This window comes from Pseudomonas sp. HD6515, assembly GCF_024971855.1.
Lineage (GTDB): Bacteria > Pseudomonadota > Gammaproteobacteria > Pseudomonadales > Pseudomonadaceae > Aquipseudomonas > Aquipseudomonas alloputida.
Genome location: NZ_CP079827.1, coordinates 3,196,533 through 3,214,573 on the forward strand (window position 1 = coordinate 3,196,533; position 18,041 = coordinate 3,214,573).

An 18,041-nucleotide genomic window follows, 5' to 3' on the forward strand; every position below is an offset into this window, starting at 1 on the left:
CTGCCTTGGACAGTAGCCCCAGTCGCTTGCGACAGGCCCGCGTGGCGCGCTAGCCCGGCAGTGTTCTGCACTGTCTGGCCGTGCTGGCAAGACGGTGGTTTCCTGTAACCCCCGCTTCTCCTTCCCTCCTCGTGGTCCTGCGCAATTTTCTGGTTATTTCAACCGCGCCAACTGATGGCGTTCATGCGGGCGTGTGCCTGCGGAAGAGGTTTGCTATGGATTGGAAAGTATTTCTGCTGCGCGTCAGCATTGCCCTGGTGCTGGGGGCTCTGATCGGTGCCGAGCGGCAATTGCGCCAACGCCTGACTGGGCTGCGCACCAATGCGCTGGTCAGTACCGGTGCCTGCCTGTTCGTATTGATGACCCAGGCGGTGCCAGGCATGGCGCCTGCCGATGCGTCGCGCGTCGCAGCCTATGTGGTGTCGGGCATCGGCTTTCTCGGCGGTGGTGTCATCATGCGCGATGGTTTCAATGTACGTGGCCTGAACACCGCGGCCACCTTGTGGTGCACGGCTGCGGTCGGCGTGCTGTGCAGCCTCGGGCTGATGATGGAGGCGGCACTGGGTAGCCTGGTGGTGCTCTGCGCCAACATCTTGTTGCGTGATATCGCCCAGCGCCTCGACCGTCAGGATGTAGTGCCGGCCAGCGAGGTGGAACAGCATTTCGAAGTCCGCATTGTCTGCCGCGGCGAGGATGAGATCCAGGTGCGTAGCCTGATGTTGCATAGCCTGGGCGACCCACAACTGCGCCTGCAGTCGTTGCAGAGCCAGGACCTGGACAACCCTGCGCGCCTGGAAGTGCGCGCCGAGCTATTGGGCACCGCGCAGGCGCCGGCGCAATTGGAGCGCCTGGTCAGCAGGGTCAGCCTGGAGAAAGGTGTAAGCTCGGTGCGCTGGCAATTACAGCCGCAGGTGCTGGCGACGGATTAGAACGACAGGAGTGACTCATGCTTATCCGCCCTACCCTTGACCGGGACATCACGTCGCTGCCGGACGTCGAGCGCTCGGCAGCCCAGGCTTTTGTCAGTTGGCCGGCACTGGCCTGGCTGGCGCAAGGCGAAGTCATGGATTGCGCGGCGCACAGGGCTTTCGTCGAGGCAGGTGGTAGTTGGGTGGCGCAGGACCCGGCTGGACGCATTGTGGGTTTTGCCTGCGCCCGGCTGGCGAATCAGGCATTGCACCTTCATGAGATATCGGTGTGCCAGGAGGCCCAAGGGCAAGGTGTCGGGCGCCGGTTGCTGCAGCAAGTGGTCGATGCAGGCCGCTGCGCCGGTGTACGCGAGCTGACGCTGACCACCTTTGTGGATGTGCCTTGGAATGCGCCGTTCTATGCCCGTTTCGGGTTCGAGAGGCTTCAGGAAAGCCGGCTTTGCGAACGACTCCAAAGCATCCTCGCGAGCGAGCATGCTCACGGTCTCAGCGGGCGTTGTGCAATGCGCCTGGGGCTTTAGCGTTTCATCGCGACGCATGGCGCCCCCGCGCGCTCCAGCCAGGTCAGCAACCCTGCCCCGCCGCCACACTACCCGCCACGCAATACCCGTCCCGCCCCTGCTGTTTGGCCTGGTACAACGCCCTGTCCGCCGCCGCGACCAGCGCCTCGGCAGTGACGCCCTCCCGCGCCAGGTCGACCACCGCGACCCCGGCACTGAACGATACCCTCCCCAATGGGCTAGCGGCATGTTCCAGTGCCTGTCGGCGCACCAGCTGCCGTAACTCCTGCACCAGCAGTTCCGCCCCGCGGCCATCGGTATCGGGCAGCAACAGCGTAAACTCCTCCCCACCATAGCGCACCGCCAGATCGGCCGGCCGTTTCAAGGCCTGCTGCAGCACGTCGGCAAAGCGTCGCAAGCACTGGTCGCCAGCCGGGTGACCGTAGCGGTCGTTGTAGGCCTTGAAGTAATCCAGGTCTAGCATCACCAGCGCCAGGGGGTAGCCTTGGCGCCGTGCACGGCGCAGCTCAGGTTCGAACACCCCATCCAGCCGCCGACGGTTACCCAGCCCGGTAAGGCTGTCGGTCAAGGCCAACGCTTTCAGCGTCTGATGCGCCTGGAGCAGCGCCCGCTCGATGGCGATCCGCTCGCGCAGTTGGCGCAGCACCACCCCGCCAAACGCTGCCAGCCCTACCAACAACAGCAGCAATACCGCCACCGACTTGATCGCATCGTACCGCCAGGGCGCGACAATGGATTCACGCGACAGCCCCGCCTCCACGACCAACGGGTAGCTGGGCAACGCGCGGTAGCCGTACAGCCGAGGTGTACCATCGACGACCGCTACCGCCTCCGCTACCCCTTCTGTGGCATACGGCAAGTGGTTGCGGAAGATCTCACTGTTGGCAAGACTTCGGCCTATCACCTGTTCCACGAACGGGCGCCGTACCAGGAGGGTGCCGTCGCGCTTGGCCAGCACCAGCGCGCCGCGCTCGTCGATCTTGAAGTCGCCGTAGTAACGCACGAACCACGCCACTTTGATGGTGCCGAGCAATACGCCGGCGAAGCGGCCGTCGGCATACTCCAGGCGCCTGGAAATAGGAATGATCAGGTCGCCGGTGGAACGGCTGCGCACCACCGAACCGATACGTACACCAGGGTCGGTATGGCTGCGGTGATAGGCGAAGTAGTCCCGGTCGGCGTTATTGGCGTTGGGCGGGATGGCCGCCTGATCAGTGACGATCCAGCTGCCGTCCGGGCCGTAAACGAAAAGCCCGTGCAACTGCGGCATGATGCGTTTTTGCTGCGCCAGCAAGGCATTCAGGCGCGGTCGGTCGATGTGATCGAAACCATCGCCTTCCAGGCGCTCGGCCAAGGCCGCGGTAATGACGTCGACCTGGCGGATAGCGTCCTCGGCGTGCTGTGCCGTGGCCCGAGCCAGGTTGCTGACCATGTTCTCGGCGTTGTTATAGGCAACACGGTAGTCACGCCAGATGCGCCAGCCTTCCACCAGCACGAATGCCAGCATCACCACCAGCATGAACGCCAGTACCAGGCGGAACAGCGGCACCGCGCGCCCCTCGCCACTGATGGCGAAAACCCCATCGTTATCCTGTTTCCGGGCTGCGCACATTGGATTTCCTGGCCATACCGCGTTCGCCGCCTTTCACTATAGTTCAGCGTCGAACGGCCGGAACCTGCGCAAAAAAGATTAAACCTTTGCCACGCCTCAACCCTCAACCGTACGCGACATTGAGGTCGCGCCACGGTTTAAAGGAGTGAAGCATGAAGAGTCTCTTCATCAGACGCGTTGGTTTTTCCATGGTGTTAGGCCTGGCAGCGGTGCACGCAATGGCCGCGACTTCCGATGATTTCGTTGATGCGGCCACCGAAGCCGGCATTGCCGAAGTGGTGACTGGCAACCTGGCTCAGGAGAAAAGCCAGAACGCCGAGATCAAGACATTCGCCCAGCAAATGGTCACCGACCACACTCAGGCCAACCAGAAACTCGGCGACATTGCCCGTAAGCTGGACATTTCCGTGCCGGATGAGGCCGCCATGACCGACAAGGTCAAGAAAATGATCCTGGAATGGCGCGATGAGTCCTTCGACAAGTCGTACCTCAACAACCAGGTAGACGCTCACGAAAAAGCGGTGGAGCTGTTCAAGAAGGAGGCTGCATCGTCCGACAAGGCTGAACTGAAGGCCTTTGCCAGCGAAACATTGCCCAAACTCGAACAGCATCTGAAGCATGCCAAGGCACTTCAGTCCAAGCACGGCAAGTGAGGCCCCACATGAGTAACGATGCATTGAAGACCGAAGTACTTACCCGTCTGCTGCATGCGCACCCCGAAGGGCTAGGCAAGGAAGTGCTGGACAACTACCGCGGCGAAAAGGCGGTGGCCGGCATGCTCAAGACATTGCAGGAAGCCGGTTTGATTCACGACGGTAGCGTGGCGGTAAGCAGTGATCACCAGATCAGCGTGCACTACCCGATCAAGCTGTCGGCGGCGGGCGTAGAGGCCGCCAGGCGCGCCGAAGGCTGACCGTTGCCTGTTGTGGCCGTCGCCGGCAAGCCCGTTCCCAAGGGATAGCACATGGCTTGCCGGCGATAAAGGCCAGCAATCAGGAAAGACAGGGAAGAAACCACCCGCCAGGAAACGTCTGATTAATCTGCGAGCGGGGCCAACTGCGCGCGACACTGCGCCAGCGCCTCGTCGCGTGCCTTCAATTGTTCCTCAAGCCACTGCAACTGCCGCGCCTGCTCGGCGCACACGTCGCGCCTGGTTTCAAGGTTCTGGGCTTGCACATCCAGCTGCCGGCGCATCTCTTCGCTGGCGCCTTGTGCCTGGGCCAGGATCGTGCGCAGGCCTTGGATCTGCGCATCGCGTTGTTCCAGCAACTCATCCTGCGCCCGGCATTCACTGGCCGCCTGACGATGCTCTCCCAGCAACCGTTCATTGTCACGGTGCAAGCGGGTAAGTTCGTCCTGCTTGACGATCATGCCCTGCTGCATCTGGCGTAATTCCACCTGCATCTGCTGCAACTGCGCTTCGTGGCGGCGCTGTTCCTGCTCACGCTGTTCACGGCTGGCATTGCGGTAGTGCTCCAGGGCGTCGCGGGCATGGCGGTGTTTGTCTTCCAACGATTTGACCTGCTCGTCCTTGTCAGCCAGGCGCACCTGCAACTCACCCAGCGACTGGTTGAGGCTGGCACTGCGCAGCTGTTCGGCTTGCAGCGTGCTCTGCGTGGACAACAGTTTTTCTGTCTCTGCAGCCAATGCCGCTGCATCGATCTTGTGTTGCTGGTGCGCTGCAGCCAGTGCCTGCTGGGCGATTTCCAGCTGCGCCTCAAGCGTCTCGCGCTGTTGCGTGAAGGTGCTCTCGGCCTGCTCGATCTTCAGGTCGGCCTCGTCCTGCAGCTGGGTTGCCAGTTGCCCAACCAGGCGGCTCAGCACATCACTCAGCGCGACCCCGCCTTCGGAAGCCACCGGCTGCTGGCCGTTCAGTTCCTTCAGGTAGCGGTGAATCGTGGTTTTGGAGCCGGTATTGCCCAATTCGATACGTATGGCATCGATGCTGGGGTTCTCACCCCGGGCGATCAGTGCCTGACGCGCCTGCTGCACTACCACCTTGTTGATGCCGCCACGGGCCATGCTTGCTCCTACGATTTTGTACTGTGTTATGTAACATGTAATTACGTACCAATTATGGCGATAGAAAACCCCTTCTGCAAACATTTCCTCAGGTGGAATAATCACGGCTTATCGTATGTGAGCATCCAAAATGCTCGAATGAGAGGAGTCAGCAAGTGGTGATGAGGTATTGCAGGGTAAGCACGACGATTCCAGTCACTGGAGTACGCGGAGAATGAGCTGTGAGTCCGGTTTGTCGAGGAGGCTCAAGGCATCGTTGGGTTGTGCTGGATCCACCGGAGAAGGCGGTGCCCGCGCGGTGCGGGCACTGCAGCTGATTTTCAGTGGTACTTCTGAAACATCACGCTAGTTGCCAGGGGGCTGATACACGTCCACCGCACTGGTATCCACCGCCTTGGGTAACAACCCCTCGCGATAGAACGCGTCGGCAATCCGTTGCTGCTCGGTCAGGTTGTCCAGCTTCACCGGCTGCACATCGTAACTGCGCCGGGCGTTGGCCTGCTGCACCGTGGCGCTGTCCAGATTCCCCCACAGCGGGCCAAGGATGCGGGCAGCGGCCTCGGGGTTGGCCTTGGTCCAGGCGCCGGCTTCACGCAATGCCAGGTACACCTGCTGCAATACCTCAGGATGTGCCTTGGCATAGTCGCTGCCGGCGAGGTAATAGCGCTGGTAACTGGCCAGTTCGCTACCGTCGGCCAGGATCCGTGCGTTCTGCTGACGCTGGGCGCTGGCCACGTAAGGGTCCCAGGTTACCCAGGCATCGACCTTGTGGTTCTCGAAGGCGGCGCGGCCATCGGCGGGGATCAGGTATGCCGGGGTGATGTCCTTGAAGGTCAGCCCAGCCTTGGCCAGGGCCTGGATCAACAGATAGTGGCTGCCAGCGGCTTTGGTCACCGCCACACGCTTGCCTTTGAGGTCGGCCAGGGTCTTGAGCGGTGAATCCGCCGGCACCAGGATCGCCTGGGCGGTCGGCGAAGGTGCTTCCCGGGCGAAATAGGTCAACTGGGCGCCTGCCGCTTGAGTGAATACCGGCACGGTGTCGGCAACGTCCGCCGAGAGGTCGACATTGCCCAGGTTCAGGGCCTCCAGCAGCGGCAGACCGCTGGGGAACTCGTGCCAGGTCACACGAATGCCCTCGGCCTGCAGGCGCTGTTCGAGGCTGCCCCGGGCCTTCAGCAGGGTCAGCAGGGTCGAGGACTTCTGGTAGCCGATGCGCAAGGTCTGCTCGGCGCTGGCAAGGCTTGGCAGCAAGGCGCTGGCGAGCAGCGCCAGGCCCAATTGACGCAGGGGTTTAAAGGTCATGGGTACGTCTCCGGGATCAGGGTTGCGCTGCAAGCTTGGCGGCGGCGGGAAGGGTGAAACCGGTGGCAAAGGTCGGGGCCACATCGAGGCGCTCGGTCATCAGGCCGTGGGCGTGGTAGAAGTCGGCGGTGTCCTGCTGCTCGGCTACGGTTTGCGTGTCGATTACCTGCCAGCGCAACTGCCGACGCTCGAATTGCAAGCGGGCGGCCTCTACCGGAAAGCCAATGATCGCTGCCAAGGTTCTCGAGTAGGTATCCAGGTGTTGGTTGGCCCACACCTGGGCTGCGGCCAGGCGGTTGAGATAGTCCTGCAGCGCCGCACGACGCGCAGGCTCCTCCAGCGCCTTGTCGGTGGCGGCAAGAAAACTGTTGCCGCTGGACAGGCCGCGACCGTTGACCAACACACGGCCCTGCCCACTCAACTCGGCCAGCGCTGTGTAAGGCTCCCAGGTCGACCAGGCATCCACCGAGCCGTTGGCCAGGGCGATCTTGGCGTCCACCGGCCCAAGGAAACGGAACTCCACGTCCTTCTCAGTCAGCCCTGCCTGAGCCAGCGCCTTGAGCGCCAGGTGGTGCCCGATCGACCCTCGCCCGGTGGCGATGCGCTTGCCCTTGAGCTCGGCTGCACTGCGCAGCGGCGCCTCCGGCCGCACCAGCAACGCCGTGCCATAAGGGTCGGACTTGTCCACTGCGATGGCCTTGACCGGTGCTCCGGAGGCCAGCACGAACAGCAGTGGCGCATCACCAATGATGCCGGCGTCGATCGCCCCAGCGTTGAGCGCCTCGGCCAGCGGCGCGGCGGCGGGGAACTCAGCCCAGCGTATATCGTAGGGCAGGTCGCGCAGAGCGTCGGCGGCCTCCAGCTGGGCGCGCATGTTACCCTTTTGGTCGCCGATGCGCAGGGTCAGGCGCTCGCCGGCGCCAGCATGACCGGCCAGCAGCAGGGCAACGGCAACGGTCAGCAGCTTCGTTCGGATGGACATGATGCTCCTCGGTGTCTTGGCGGGCGGCCTCATGCGGCCCGGGTCAAGCGACTCTAGCGAGATCCTTCAAATAAATTAAATTGATTTTAGGAATAACCTAATATGCGTTTTGTCTTCTAAAATCATCCCGATGGCGCTGCCCTCCAGTGCGATGATGCTGATGCCAGATTTTTTCCCGTTCGACCCAGAGAGCGCCGATTATGAAAATCGATGATATGGACGCCTTCGTCGCCGTCATTCGTTGCCAGTCCACCAACCTTGCCGCCGAGGCCCTGCAACTGACGCAGCCGGCCATCACCCGCCGGCTGCAGAATTTCGAGGAAGACCTCGGCGCCACCCTCCTCGACCGCAACACCAAGCCGCTCAAACCCACCCCCATGGGCTTGCGGGTCTACGAGCAGTGCAAGGCGATCCTGCGCGAGATTGACTCGCTGCGTGAACTGGTAGCCAACGATGGCGCGCCATCGGGCACCTTGCGCCTGGGTGTGCCGCAGACGTTGGGCGACGTTGTGCTGCTCGACGCCCTGGCACAGATCCGCGAGACCTACCCTCAACTGCGCACCCAGGTCACCAGCGGCTGGGGCAGCAGCCTGATCGCGCGCATGGAAAATGGTGAGCTGGACGCTGCGGCGGCACTGTTCCCGCCAGGCAAGATTTTCCCCGAAGGGATCGCCAGCCAGTCGATCGCGCGCATGCCGCTGAAGGTGGTCACGGCCAAGGGCGGCGCCGGCAAGCGCAGTTACAAACTCAAGGACTGCTACACCCGCGGCTGGGTGCTGAACCCGGATGGCTGTGGCTTCCGCGCCGGGTTGCAACGGGCATTGAGTGAGCAAGGGCTGAGCCTGTCGATCAACCTGGAAACCTTCGGCACCGAGTTGCAACTGGGGCTGGTCGCCAATGGCCAAGGCCTGGGACTGGTTCCCGAGCCGCTGCTGCAGACCAGCCGGCACCGAAATGCGCTGGATGTACTGAATATCAGCGATTTCAAGCCGCAGGTGGATCTGTGGCTGTTCCATCCGCGCTACCTGGGTAATTTGCAGGAGCCGGTGGAGCTTTTTGGTGAGGTCGCGGGACATCGGTTGTTGGGTTGAGCTCACTGGCCTGTGGGGCCTTGCGTGGCGTAAGGGCTGCAACGCAGCCCAAGCAGAAAATGCAAATTGCGCATAACAAGAAAAAGCCTAAATTATTAAAACTAATAATTAGCATAGAACTAAAAAGCCTTTTACAGCCTTCATCCATACGAATACGGTCTTAAGCAGTACACCGTCATTCAGGGATGAGCCTCATGAGTCAACCGTCCGACAGCGCGCTCGCCGAGCTGACGCAGGCCCTCGCAGCTAACGCCGAGCGCTACGACCGCAGCGCCCAGTTCCCCCACGACAACTTCCACTTGCTGCACCGCCACGGGCTGCTCGCCCTCACCGTACCCCGTGCCCTCGGCGGAGGCGGCGCGGACCTTGCCAGCGCCCGCCGGGTGATCGGCGCGGTCGGCAAGGGTGACCCGGCCACCGCGCTGATCCTGGTGATGCAATACCTGCAACATTTTCGCCTGCAGGACGAAGCACGCTGGCCCGAGCCTCTGCGCCAGCGCGTGGCTTACGATGCCGTGCGGCACGGCGCGCTGATCAACGCCCTGCGCGTCGAACCTGAACTGGGCACCCCGGCCCGTGGTGGCCTGCCCGCCACCGTGGCGCGCCGCACGGCCGAAGGCTGGCGCTTGAACGGGCGAAAGATCTACTCCACCGGCAGCCACGGCCTGACCTGGTACCTGGTGTGGGGCCGCAGCGACGACACCGACCCGTTGGTCGGCGGCTTCCTTGTGCACCGCGACACGCCTGGCATCACGATCATCGATGACTGGGACCACCTGGGCATGCGCGCCACCTGCAGCCACGAAGTGCGCTTCGACGATGTGCTGATTCCCCTCGACCACGCCGTCAGCGTCAGCCCCGCCAGTGCCCCGAAGGCCGAACTCGACGGCGAGAGCCTACTGTGGATGGCGGTGCTACTGCCGGCCGTATACGACGGCGTGGCCCGCGCCGCGCGCGACTGGCTGGCGGGCTTTCTCAAGCAGCGCACACCTTCCAACCTGGGGGCGCCGCTGGCCAGCCTGCCACGCTTCCAGCATGTCCTGGGCCGCATCGATACCCTGCTGTTCGCCAACCAGAGCCTGCTCGACGGTGCCGCCGCCGGGCACATCTCACCCCAGCATGCCGGGCAGCTCAAGCATCTGGTCAGCGCCAACGCCATCCAGGCCGTGGAACTGGCCGTCGAGGCCGCCGGCAATCCCGGGCTGTCGCGGCGCAACCCGCTGGAGCGCCACTACCGCGATGTACTCTGCAGCCGGATCCACACCCCACAGGACGATGTGGTGTTCGGCCAGGTCGGTCGTGCCGCGCTGACGGAGGTACAGGCATGAACCACTCGATCATCGCCAGCCAGCTCGACGACCAGGCCAACCAGCACCTGCGCGAACACTTGCCAGGCCATGAAGTCATTGATATCGCCCCCGACCAGTTGGCTGTCGAAGCCCCCGCCGATGTGTTCATCCTGCGCCCGATCAATGTGCGTGGGCGACGCGTAGGCACCCCGCCACCCGGGTGGCCCTGGGGCCTGAAGTGGGTGCAACTGGTGTCTTCGGGCATCGACTTCTACCCCGACTGGGTGTTCCAGGGTGCAACGGTAACCAGCGGCAAAGGCGCCAATGCCGAACAAGTGGCCGAGTTTGCCCTGGCTTTGGTGTTCGCCGCCGCCAAGCAACTGCCCGGTCTGTGGGTCAAGAACGCCGACTGGCGCCTGACCCCGCTGGCACCTTTGCGTGGCCGCACCCTGGGCATCCTCGGCTTCGGCAGTATTGGCCAGAGCCTGGCGCGCAAGGCCGTGGCCCTGGGGCTTCGGGTTCTGGCCCTGAGCCGCCCCGGCCAGGCCATCGCCGATATCCCTGGCGTAGAACGTGTGGCCGACCTGCGACAGCTGTTCGCCGGCAGCGACCATCTGGTGCTGGCCGCCCCGCTCACTGTGGCCACCCGTGGCCTGATCGACCGCCAGGTCCTGGCCTATGCCCGCCCCGGCCTGCACCTGATCAACATTGCCCGCGGCGGCTTGATCGACCAACAGGCCCTGCTCGACGCCCTGGACAGCGGCTTGATCGGCCGGGCCAGCCTGGATGTCACCGAACCCGAGCCACTGCCGGCAGGCCACCCTTTGTACCACCACCCACGGGTGTTCCTGTCACCACACACCTCGGCCATTTCCGAGGACGGCTACCCGGCCTTCCTCGACGCCTTCATCGCCAACTTCCACCGCTACCGCGAGCAGGCGCCCCTGGCCAACCTGGTCGACACGGCGCGCGGCTATTGATTACCGGAGAGCACCCATGAGTCCACTGTCTGCCGTCACCACCAGCACCTACAACGTACGCGACCGGGTCAGCGCCGAAGAGTGGGAGGTGCGGGTCAAGCTGGCCGCCGCTTACCGTCTGGCTGCGCTGCTGCGCTGGACCGACCACATCTACACGCACTTCTCGGTCCGCGTGCCGGGGCCGCACGAGCATTTTCTGATAAACGCCTTCGGCTTGCTGTTCGACGAAATTACCGCCTCCAACCTGGTCAAGGTCGACGTCGACGGCGCAATCATCGACGACCCGCTGGGGCTGGGCATCAACCAGGCCGGCTACGTCATTCACAGCGCCATCCACCGCGCACGGCCTGATCTCAAGGCTGTGCTGCACACCCATACTCGCGACGGCGCGGCGGTGTCCGCCCAGCGCGACGGGTTGCTGCCGATCTCCCAGCATGCCTTGGCCTACTACAGCCGCGTGGTTTACCACGACTACGAAGGCGTCGCCCTGGACCTGGACGAGCAAGCACGGCTGGTGGCCAATCTGGGCGACAGCAACATTCTTATTTTGCGCAACCACGGGCTGCTGACCGGAGGTGTCAGCGTGGAACACGCGTTCCGTGAGCTGCATGGGCTGGAGCGGGCCTGCAACATCCAGGTCGCCGCCCAGGCCGGGGGCAACGACCAACTGTTACATGCCTCAGAGGCGGCGATTGCCAAGGTGCATGAGCAGTCCAAACGGTTTTCCGATGGTCAGGGGGAAGGCATCCAGCGGCATTGGGATGCGCTGATTCGGCAGTTGGATCGCGAGGGTCGCGATTACCAGGACTGACTCTAAGGCACCTTTTGCCTGTTCCTGAATTGGCCGGAACAGGAGAGCCCCCATTCATTGAAGGACGAATCCCATGCCCCCACTGCACCAGCTGCTCGCCATCGGCACCCTGGCCCTGGCCCTCACCGCCTGCTCGCCGGCCGACAACACCTCAACCAGCAAGACCCTCAACATCGCCTTCTGGGGTGACAACACCACGCTGGTCAGCGTCGACCCCTTTCAGGTCTACTGGCTCGAACACCGCGTGCTGCTGCGCAACGTCGCCGAGTCGCTCACTGACCAAGACCCGCAGACCGGCCGCATCATTCCGTGGCTGGCGAAAACCTGGGAGGTCGGTGCCGATGCCCTGAGCTACACCTTCCACCTGCGCGAGGACGTCACCTTCAGCAACGGCGAACGCTTCGATGCTCACGCGGTAAAAACTGCCTTCGACAGCAACAAAGCGTTCGCCACCCAGTTGCCGGCCACCTTCGGTGCCACCTACCTCGCCGGCTACGACCACGCCGAGGTGATCGACGACTTCACCGTGCGCCTGGTCCTGGCAAAACCCAACGCGGGCTTCCTTCAGGCCACGTCCACCACCAACCTGGCCATTCTCGCCCCGGCCTCGTACCGGCTGAGCGCGCAGCAACGCTCGCTGGGCAAGATAATCGGTACCGGGCCATTCATCCTCGATCACTACACCCCGGAGGTCGGCGCACGCCTGGTCAAGCGCGCTGATTACGCCTGGCCATCGGCCAACGTGCGCAACCAGGGCCCGGCGTACCTGGATGCCGTGGACATCAGCTACATCCCCGAAGAGAGCGTGCGCAACGGCCTGTTCCTGCAAGGCAAGGCCGACATCCTGTGGCCACGCAACCCGTTCTCGGAAGTCGACCTGAAGCTGTTTCAGTCCAAGGGCGCGACCATCCAGAGCCGTTCGCTGCCGGGCCCGGCGCTGAACCTCTACCCCAACACCCGCAACGACCGGCTGCTCGGTGACCGCCAAGTCCGCCTGGCGCTGCAGAAGGCCATCGACCGCACCAGCTACGCGCACACCGTCTACAACAGTGCGTTCCCGGTGGTGAGTGGCGTATACGACGTCACCACACCGTTCTTCAAAGCCCAAGCCGACAAGCTCGCTTACGACCCCAAAGGCGCCGAGCAACTGCTCGACGCCGCCGGCTGGCACAAAGGCGACGACGGCTACCGACACAAGAACGGCCAGCGCCTGACGCTGCGTTACAACCTCACACCCGCCGAAAGCGCCGGTGACGTGCTGGTACAGGACCAACTGCGCAAAGTGGGTATCGACCTCAAGCTGAACGTACTGACCCGCGCCGAGTGGGTGACCGGCAACTCGGCAGGCACCTACGACCTCACCTCCACCTACATGACCCGCGCCGACCCGATCATCCTGCAGACCATCCTCGACCCGCGCGCCGCCAACAGCGCCACGCTCGCCACCAACACCTACGAGCCCACCACCCTGGCCAAAGCTCAGGCGCTGTTCGACAGCGGTATCACCGCCACTGCCGACACGCAACGGGCCCAGGCCTACGGCCAACTGCAGGACCTGCTGGTCGACGAAGCGTCGGCGTTCCCGCTGTACGAGCGCGTCTGGCAGGCCGCCACCGCGCCGCGGGTCAAGCACTTCCACTGGACTGCCGAAGGCTTCGCCCTGCTCAGTGACATCCAGGTTGGCCAGCCATGAGACGCTACCTGATCGGCCGCGTTGGCCAGGCCCTGTTGGTGCTGTGGGGGGCTTATACCATCACCTACTTCATCCTCTACCTGCTGCCCGGCGATACCTTGGCGATCATGCTGAGCGCCTCCGGCATGGAAGCCGACGGCCTGTCGCCTGAGGACCTGGCCAAAGCACGCACTTACTACGGGCTGGACAAAGGCTTGTTCGAGCAGTATTTCGACCTGCTGTGGCGGGCCCTGCACGGCGACCTTGGCCAATCGCTGTCGCTGGGCCGACCGGTCACGGCACTGTTGGCCGAACGCCTGCCGCAGACCCTGGCCCTGGCCGGTGCCGCCATCGCCCTGTCGCTGCTGGCGGGTGTCGGCCTTGCCTGCCTGACCGCCTACCTGCAATGGCGTCCACTGAAGATTGCACTGGCGCGCCTGCCCTCGCTGGGCTTCTCGGTGCCGGTGTTCTGGATGGGCCTGCTGCTGCTCCAGGTGTTCGCTTTCGCGTTGGGCTGGTTTCCGGCCACCGGCAGCCAAGGCCTGGCCAGCCTGGTGCTGCCGGCCATCACCCTGGCGATCCCCAGCGCCGCGGTGTACGCCCAGGTGCTGCAACGCGGCTTTCAGGGCGTGTGGCAGGAGCCGTACATCACCACCGCCTTCGCCAAGGGCCTTAGCCGGGCCCAGGTTCAGGCACGCCATGGCCTGCGCAACGCGGCGCTGCCGCTATTGACGCTGGTCGGCCTGCAAGTCGGCAATACGGTGTCCGGGGCTGTACTGGTGGAAACCATCTTCTCGCGCAACGGCGTCGGCCGTCTGGCCCAGGAGGCTGTGCTGCGCCAGGACATCCCCGTAGTGCTGGCGATCGTCGGGGCGTCGGCTGCGGCCTTCGTGCTGGTGAACCTGATCGTCGACCTGTTCTACCCCTACCTCGATCCGCGCATCAAACACACCGTAAGGGTGAACTGAGATGACCCTCGACATCCCCCTGTCACCCCTCGACACTGCGCTCACCGAGCCCCGCCCTGCCGCCACCTGGAAGCGTCGCACGCGTTGGCAGCGCGCATACCAGGTGTTGGCCCCGCTGCTGCGCCGACCCGGTTTCAGCCTGGCGCTGCTGATCGTACTGTTCGCCCTGCTTTGCGCGCTGGCCCCGCACTGGCTCAGCAGCTTCGACCCCTACGCTACCGCGCCCGCCGACAAGCTCAGTCCACCCAGCCTGGCGCACTGGTTCGGCACCGACGAACTGGGCCGCGACCTCTACACCCGGGTGGTGTATGGCGCGCGCCTGTCGGTGCTCGCCGCCCTGCTGGCGGTGGCCATCGCCTTGCTGGGCGGCCTGGGCCTGGGCGTGCTGGCCGGTTTTGCCGGCGGGCGCGTCGACGCGGCGTTGATGCGCCTGATCGACGTACTGCTGGCCCTGCCCGGCCTGCTGTTGGCCCTGGCCATCGTCACCGCCATTGGCTTCGGCACCGTGCCGGTGGCCATCGCCGTGGGCGTCGGCATCCTGCCCGGTTTTGCCCGCACTACCCGAGCCGAAGTGCTGCGTATCAAGACCCTGCCCTTTGTGGAGGCCGCACGCCTGTGCGGTGCCAGCTGGGCACGCACCCTGCTGCGCCATGTACTGCCCAATGCCTGGAGCCCGGTAGCGGTGCTCGCCACCCTGGACTTCGGCGCGGCCATCCTGGCCACGGCCGGGCTGAGCTTCCTCGGCTTTGGCGCGGCACCACCCGCCGCAGAATGGGGCACGCTGATCGCCAACGGCCGTCACTTCCTCATCACCGCCCCTTGGGTATCCCTGCTGCCGGGGCTGTTCGTGGTGGCCGTGGTGTTCAGCCTCAACCACCTGGCGCGCAGCGCCGAGGAGCATGCCCGATGAGCCAGTCACCCCTGATCGAGGTCCGCGACCTAAGCGTCAGCTACAGCGTCGCCGGGCAACGCAGCCAGGCCCTGCGCCAGCTGTCGTTCAGCCTGGTCCAGGGCGAGACCCTGGCGGTGGTGGGCGAGTCAGGCTCGGGCAAGTCGACCCTGGCCAACGCCCTGCTTGGTCTGTTGCCGGGCAATGCACGCATCGACCAAGGCCAGTTATGGGTCGATGGTGTCGATATGGCGCAAGCCAGCGAACGCGCCAGGCGCCAGTTGCGCGGGCGCACCATCGGCCTGGTGCCGCAAGACCCAATGGTCAGCCTTAACCCCACCCAACGGATCGGCCAGCAAATCGCCGAGGCGCTGCAGCTGGCGCGTGGACGACGCTATCCAGGCCAAGAGGCCGAGGTGCTGGCGCTGCTGGACCAGGTCGGCCTTGACGAGCCGGTGCTGCGGGCGCGGCAGTACCCCCATGAGCTGTCCGGCGGCATGCGCCAGCGGGTGCTGATTGCCATCGCCCTGGCCGGCGAGCCACGGCTGATAATCGCCGACGAGCCCACCAGTGCGCTGGACGTGACCGTGCAGCGGCGTATTCTCGATCACCTGCAACTGCTGGTCGCCGAGCGTGGCATCTCGCTGCTGATCATCACCCATGATCTGGGCATGGCCTGTGACCGCGCCGACCGCCTGTTGGTGTTGAAGCAGGGTGTGCAGGTCGAACACGCCTCGCCCCGGCAGATCCTCTGGGGCGCCCAGCAACCCTACACGCGCGCGCTGCTCGATGCCGCGCCGGCCTTCGTGCCACGGCGCAGGCCAGCCGCACCGCGTAGCCAGACGCCTCTGTTGCGCCTGCGTCATGTCGGCAAACGGTTCGAGCTGCCCGGCAACAACGCTCACTACACCGCGCTGCACGACCTGAGCCTTGAACTGCATGCCGGGCAGACCCTGGCGATTGTCGGCGAATCAGGCTCGGGCAAGAGCACCGCCCTGCGCATCGCCCTGGGCCTGGAGAAGCCCAGCCAAGGGCAGGTGGTGTTCGCCGGCGAGGACGTCACCGATTACAGCTGGAGCCAGTTTCGCCCCTTGCGCCGGCGTATCCAGCTGGTGCAGCAAAACCCGTTCGCCGCGCTCGACCCGCGCTTCACCGTGTTCGACAGCATCGTCGAGCCGCTGGTCGCTTTCGGCCTGCTCCGGGGCGAGGCACTAGAGCGCAAGGCGCGCGAGCTGATCACACGGGTGCAATTGCCAGTGCAGTTCCTCGATCGCCTGCCCAGGGAATTGTCGGGTGGCCAGCGCCAACGCGTGGCGATTGCACGGGCGTTGGCACTTGAGCCAGAGGTGCTGCTGCTCGATGAGCCAGTCAGTGCACTGGACGTGTCTGTGCAGGCGCAGATCCTCGCCCTGCTGGACGAATTGCAGCGTGAGCTCGGCATGGCCTATGTGCTGGTCTCCCATGACCTGGCGGTGGTGGCGAGCATGGCAGACCAGGTGCTGGTGCTACGGCGCGGGCAGGTGGTCGAGCAAGGGCCGGCGCTGCAGGTGCTCAGCAAGTCGGCCAGCGCCTACACACGGGCGCTGATCGACGCGATACCAGGGCATTCACGCAGCGTGTTGCCCGTGGCGATTTAACGGTTGTGCCGTGCGGCACGCACGTGCTGCGCGGATCGAACATGGGTGAACATCTGACAAGGGGTATTGATCATGAGTAAACGGCAGGTCCATCTCGGCGCCATGATCCACGGCGTCGGCCACAAAAGGAGTTCCATTGCATGAGCCTCGAATTCATTGGCCTGATAGGCCCCCATGAAAGCAGCGAATCACAGGCGCCGCGCGGACCGCAGGTTGACCTGGGCTTCATCAAGGCCTTCGCCCAGGCCCAGGAGTACGCCGGCTTCGACAAGGCCCTGCTGGCGGTGAATACCAGCGCGCCAGACTCGATGATTCTCGCCAGCTACGTGGCCGCGCTCACCGAGCGCATCGGCCTGCTGGTGGCACACCGCCCCGGCTTCCAGGCACCGACCTTCGCCGCCCGCCAATTCGCCACCCTCGACCAGCTCAGCCGCGGCCGTGCTTCGATCAACGTGATAACCGGCGGCGACAGCGGTGACCTGCAGCGCGACGGCGACTTTCTCGACAAAGAGGCCCGCTACGCACGCACCGACGAATACCTCGATGTGCTGCGTAACACCTGGACCCAGACGTCGCCCTTCGACCACCACGGCGATCACTACCGGGTAGAGGACAACCTGACCTTGGTCAAACCCGTGGGCAAGCTGCCGGTGTACTTCTCCGGAGCCTCGGACGCGGCGGTAGAAGTCGCGGCCAAGCATGCCGACGTCTACATGATGTGGGGCGAGCCGCTGGAGCAGGTGCGTGAACGCATCGCCCAGGTGCGCAAGGCCGCCGCTCGCTATGGGCGGGAGCAGCACATTCGCTTCAGCCTGTCGCTGCGGCCGATCCTGGGGGCCACCGAGGAGGAAGCCTGGGCCCGCGCTGAACGCATCCTGGCCGATGCACAGCAGCGTATTGGCATTCGCCAGGGCAACCGCCGCGAGAAGAATTTCGGCAAGAGCAACGTGGGGTCCGAACGGCTGGTGCAACTGGCCAGTCAGCGCAAGGTCCACGACACCCGGCTGTGGACAGAGATTGCCGCACTGGGTGGCGGGGCCGGCAACTCCACCTCGCTGGTCGGTACCGCCGAGCAGGTCGCCGAAGCGGCGCTGGCGTATTACGACCTGGGCGTGAGCACTTTCCTGTTCCGTGGCTTCGATCAGTTGCGTGATGCCGTGGAGTATGGGCAGGCGCTGATTCCACGGATTCGGGCACTGGTAGCAGACCAGGAAGCCGGTCGCAGCACCCGCAGCGCCTGATCTGCACCGGCCTCTTCGCGGCGAAGGCCGATCCTTCAGGTGATTGAAGATCCCTGTAGGAACGGTTGTTAGCCGCGAAGAGGCCGGACCAGGCG

Annotated in this window: 17 protein-coding genes; 13 read left to right on the forward strand and 4 right to left on the reverse strand. The window is 64.4% G+C overall.

Going from position 1 to position 18,041, the window contains the following annotated elements; all coding sequences use genetic code 11:
- Nucleotides 1-215 precede the first annotated feature (215 nt).
- On the forward strand, nt 216-929 hold the full coding sequence (locus tag KW568_RS14785; protein WP_004374444.1) for an MgtC/SapB family protein: 714 nt from the start codon (nt 216-218) through the stop codon (nt 927-929).
- 17 nt (nt 930-946) lie between these two features.
- On the forward strand, nt 947-1,450 hold the full coding sequence (locus tag KW568_RS14790) for a GNAT family N-acetyltransferase (RefSeq protein ID WP_004576242.1): 504 nt from the start codon (nt 947-949) through the stop codon (nt 1,448-1,450).
- Nucleotides 1,451-1,493: 43 nt separating this feature from the next.
- Here the strand turns inward: KW568_RS14790 and KW568_RS14795 are convergent, their stop codons facing one another.
- Complete coding sequence (locus KW568_RS14795) at nt 1,494-3,062, reverse strand: sensor domain-containing diguanylate cyclase (RefSeq protein WP_004576243.1); 1,569 nt, start codon at nt 3,060-3,062, stop codon at nt 1,494-1,496.
- A 152-nt stretch (nt 3,063-3,214) separates the two neighbouring features.
- Between KW568_RS14795 and KW568_RS14800 the strand changes: the two genes are divergently transcribed.
- Entirely contained in the window at nt 3,215-3,715 is a 501-nt protein-coding gene (locus tag KW568_RS14800) for a DUF4142 domain-containing protein (protein WP_004576244.1), read from the forward strand.
- Between the two features lie 8 nt (nt 3,716-3,723).
- Entirely contained in the window at nt 3,724-3,975 is a 252-nt protein-coding gene (locus KW568_RS14805; RefSeq protein ID WP_004374436.1) for a hypothetical protein, read from the forward strand.
- Between the two features lie 122 nt (nt 3,976-4,097).
- Here the strand turns inward: KW568_RS14805 and KW568_RS14810 are convergent, their stop codons facing one another.
- The 3 genes from KW568_RS14810 to KW568_RS14820 form a co-directional block, all read right to left on the reverse strand.
- Entirely contained in the window at nt 4,098-5,084 is a 987-nt protein-coding gene (locus KW568_RS14810) for a DNA-binding protein (RefSeq protein ID WP_004576245.1), read from the reverse strand.
- 345 nt (nt 5,085-5,429) lie between these two features.
- Nucleotides 5,430-6,386, reverse strand: coding sequence for an aliphatic sulfonate ABC transporter substrate-binding protein (locus KW568_RS14815; RefSeq protein ID WP_004374433.1), 957 nt, complete (start codon nt 6,384-6,386; stop codon nt 5,430-5,432).
- A 16-nt stretch (nt 6,387-6,402) separates the two neighbouring features.
- A complete protein-coding gene (locus KW568_RS14820) occupies nt 6,403-7,368 on the reverse strand; it encodes an ABC transporter substrate-binding protein (protein ID WP_004374431.1) in 966 nt (321 codons plus the stop codon).
- 200 nt (nt 7,369-7,568) lie between these two features.
- Here KW568_RS14820 and KW568_RS14825 point away from each other — a divergent pair, with 200 nt between their 5' ends.
- The 9 genes from KW568_RS14825 to KW568_RS14865 all read left to right on the forward strand — a co-directional run bounded on the left by KW568_RS14825 (nt 7,569) and on the right by KW568_RS14865 (nt 17,946).
- Nucleotides 7,569-8,459 carry a LysR family transcriptional regulator gene (locus KW568_RS14825; RefSeq protein ID WP_004374429.1) on the forward strand — a complete coding sequence of 297 codons (891 nt, stop codon included), beginning with the start codon at nt 7,569-7,571 and terminating at the stop codon, nt 8,457-8,459.
- Nucleotides 8,460-8,653: 194 nt separating this feature from the next.
- Nucleotides 8,654-9,787 (forward strand): acyl-CoA dehydrogenase family protein, encoded by a 1,134-nt coding sequence (locus tag KW568_RS14830; RefSeq protein ID WP_004576246.1) that lies wholly within the window; start codon nt 8,654-8,656, stop codon nt 9,785-9,787.
- The gene (locus KW568_RS14835; protein WP_004576247.1) at nt 9,784-10,728 is read left to right on the forward strand and encodes a D-isomer specific 2-hydroxyacid dehydrogenase family protein; all 945 of its coding nucleotides are present in this window, start codon (nt 9,784-9,786) and stop codon (nt 10,726-10,728) included. The genes KW568_RS14830 and KW568_RS14835 overlap by 4 nt, the downstream gene beginning before the upstream one ends.
- 16 nt (nt 10,729-10,744) lie before the next feature.
- On the forward strand, nt 10,745-11,539 hold the full coding sequence (locus tag KW568_RS14840; protein ID WP_004576248.1) for a class II aldolase/adducin family protein: 795 nt from the start codon (nt 10,745-10,747) through the stop codon (nt 11,537-11,539).
- A 73-nt stretch (nt 11,540-11,612) separates the two neighbouring features.
- On the forward strand, nt 11,613-13,232 hold the full coding sequence (locus tag KW568_RS14845) for an ABC transporter substrate-binding protein (RefSeq protein ID WP_004576249.1): 1,620 nt from the start codon (nt 11,613-11,615) through the stop codon (nt 13,230-13,232).
- Nucleotides 13,229-14,179 carry an ABC transporter permease gene (locus KW568_RS14850; protein ID WP_004374422.1) on the forward strand — a complete coding sequence of 317 codons (951 nt, stop codon included), beginning with the start codon at nt 13,229-13,231 and terminating at the stop codon, nt 14,177-14,179. The genes KW568_RS14845 and KW568_RS14850 overlap by 4 nt, the downstream gene beginning before the upstream one ends.
- A 1-nt stretch (nt 14,180) precedes the next feature.
- Entirely contained in the window at nt 14,181-15,089 is a 909-nt protein-coding gene (locus KW568_RS14855; RefSeq protein WP_004576250.1) for an ABC transporter permease, read from the forward strand.
- On the forward strand, nt 15,086-16,705 hold the full coding sequence (locus KW568_RS14860) for an ABC transporter ATP-binding protein (protein ID WP_004576251.1): 1,620 nt from the start codon (nt 15,086-15,088) through the stop codon (nt 16,703-16,705). The genes KW568_RS14855 and KW568_RS14860 overlap by 4 nt, the downstream gene beginning before the upstream one ends.
- A gap of 140 nt (nt 16,706-16,845) precedes the next feature.
- A complete protein-coding gene (locus tag KW568_RS14865) occupies nt 16,846-17,946 on the forward strand; it encodes an LLM class flavin-dependent oxidoreductase (RefSeq protein WP_004374416.1) in 1,101 nt (366 codons plus the stop codon).
- Nucleotides 17,947-18,041 lie beyond the last annotated feature (95 nt).

Bases quoted from the DNA above. Each gene is read 5' to 3' on its own strand.
- KW568_RS14795 (WP_004576243.1), bottom strand. From the start codon at position 3,062: ATGTGCGCAGCCCGGAAACAGGATAACGATGGGGTTTTCGCCATCAGT.
- KW568_RS14855 (WP_004576250.1), top strand. From the start codon at position 14,181: ATGACCCTCGACATCCCCCTGTCACCCCTCGACACTGCGCTCACCGAG.
- KW568_RS14825 (WP_004374429.1), top strand. From the start codon at position 7,569: ATGAAAATCGATGATATGGACGCCTTCGTCGCCGTCATTCGTTGCCAG.
- KW568_RS14835 (WP_004576247.1), top strand. From the start codon at position 9,784: ATGAACCACTCGATCATCGCCAGCCAGCTCGACGACCAGGCCAACCAG.
- KW568_RS14850 (WP_004374422.1), top strand. From the start codon at position 13,229: ATGAGACGCTACCTGATCGGCCGCGTTGGCCAGGCCCTGTTGGTGCTG.
- KW568_RS14830 (WP_004576246.1), top strand. From the start codon at position 8,654: ATGAGTCAACCGTCCGACAGCGCGCTCGCCGAGCTGACGCAGGCCCTC.
- KW568_RS14815 (WP_004374433.1), bottom strand. From the start codon at position 6,386: ATGACCTTTAAACCCCTGCGTCAATTGGGCCTGGCGCTGCTCGCCAGC.
- KW568_RS14860 (WP_004576251.1), top strand. From the start codon at position 15,086: ATGAGCCAGTCACCCCTGATCGAGGTCCGCGACCTAAGCGTCAGCTAC.
- KW568_RS14865 (WP_004374416.1), top strand. From the start codon at position 16,846: ATGAGCCTCGAATTCATTGGCCTGATAGGCCCCCATGAAAGCAGCGAA.
- KW568_RS14785 (WP_004374444.1), top strand. From the start codon at position 216: ATGGATTGGAAAGTATTTCTGCTGCGCGTCAGCATTGCCCTGGTGCTG.
- KW568_RS14840 (WP_004576248.1), top strand. From the start codon at position 10,745: ATGAGTCCACTGTCTGCCGTCACCACCAGCACCTACAACGTACGCGAC.
- KW568_RS14800 (WP_004576244.1), top strand. From the start codon at position 3,215: ATGAAGAGTCTCTTCATCAGACGCGTTGGTTTTTCCATGGTGTTAGGC.
- KW568_RS14810 (WP_004576245.1), bottom strand. From the start codon at position 5,084: ATGGCCCGTGGCGGCATCAACAAGGTGGTAGTGCAGCAGGCGCGTCAG.
- KW568_RS14790 (WP_004576242.1), top strand. From the start codon at position 947: ATGCTTATCCGCCCTACCCTTGACCGGGACATCACGTCGCTGCCGGAC.
- KW568_RS14820 (WP_004374431.1), bottom strand. From the start codon at position 7,368: ATGTCCATCCGAACGAAGCTGCTGACCGTTGCCGTTGCCCTGCTGCTG.
- KW568_RS14845 (WP_004576249.1), top strand. From the start codon at position 11,613: ATGCCCCCACTGCACCAGCTGCTCGCCATCGGCACCCTGGCCCTGGCC.
- KW568_RS14805 (WP_004374436.1), top strand. From the start codon at position 3,724: ATGAGTAACGATGCATTGAAGACCGAAGTACTTACCCGTCTGCTGCAT.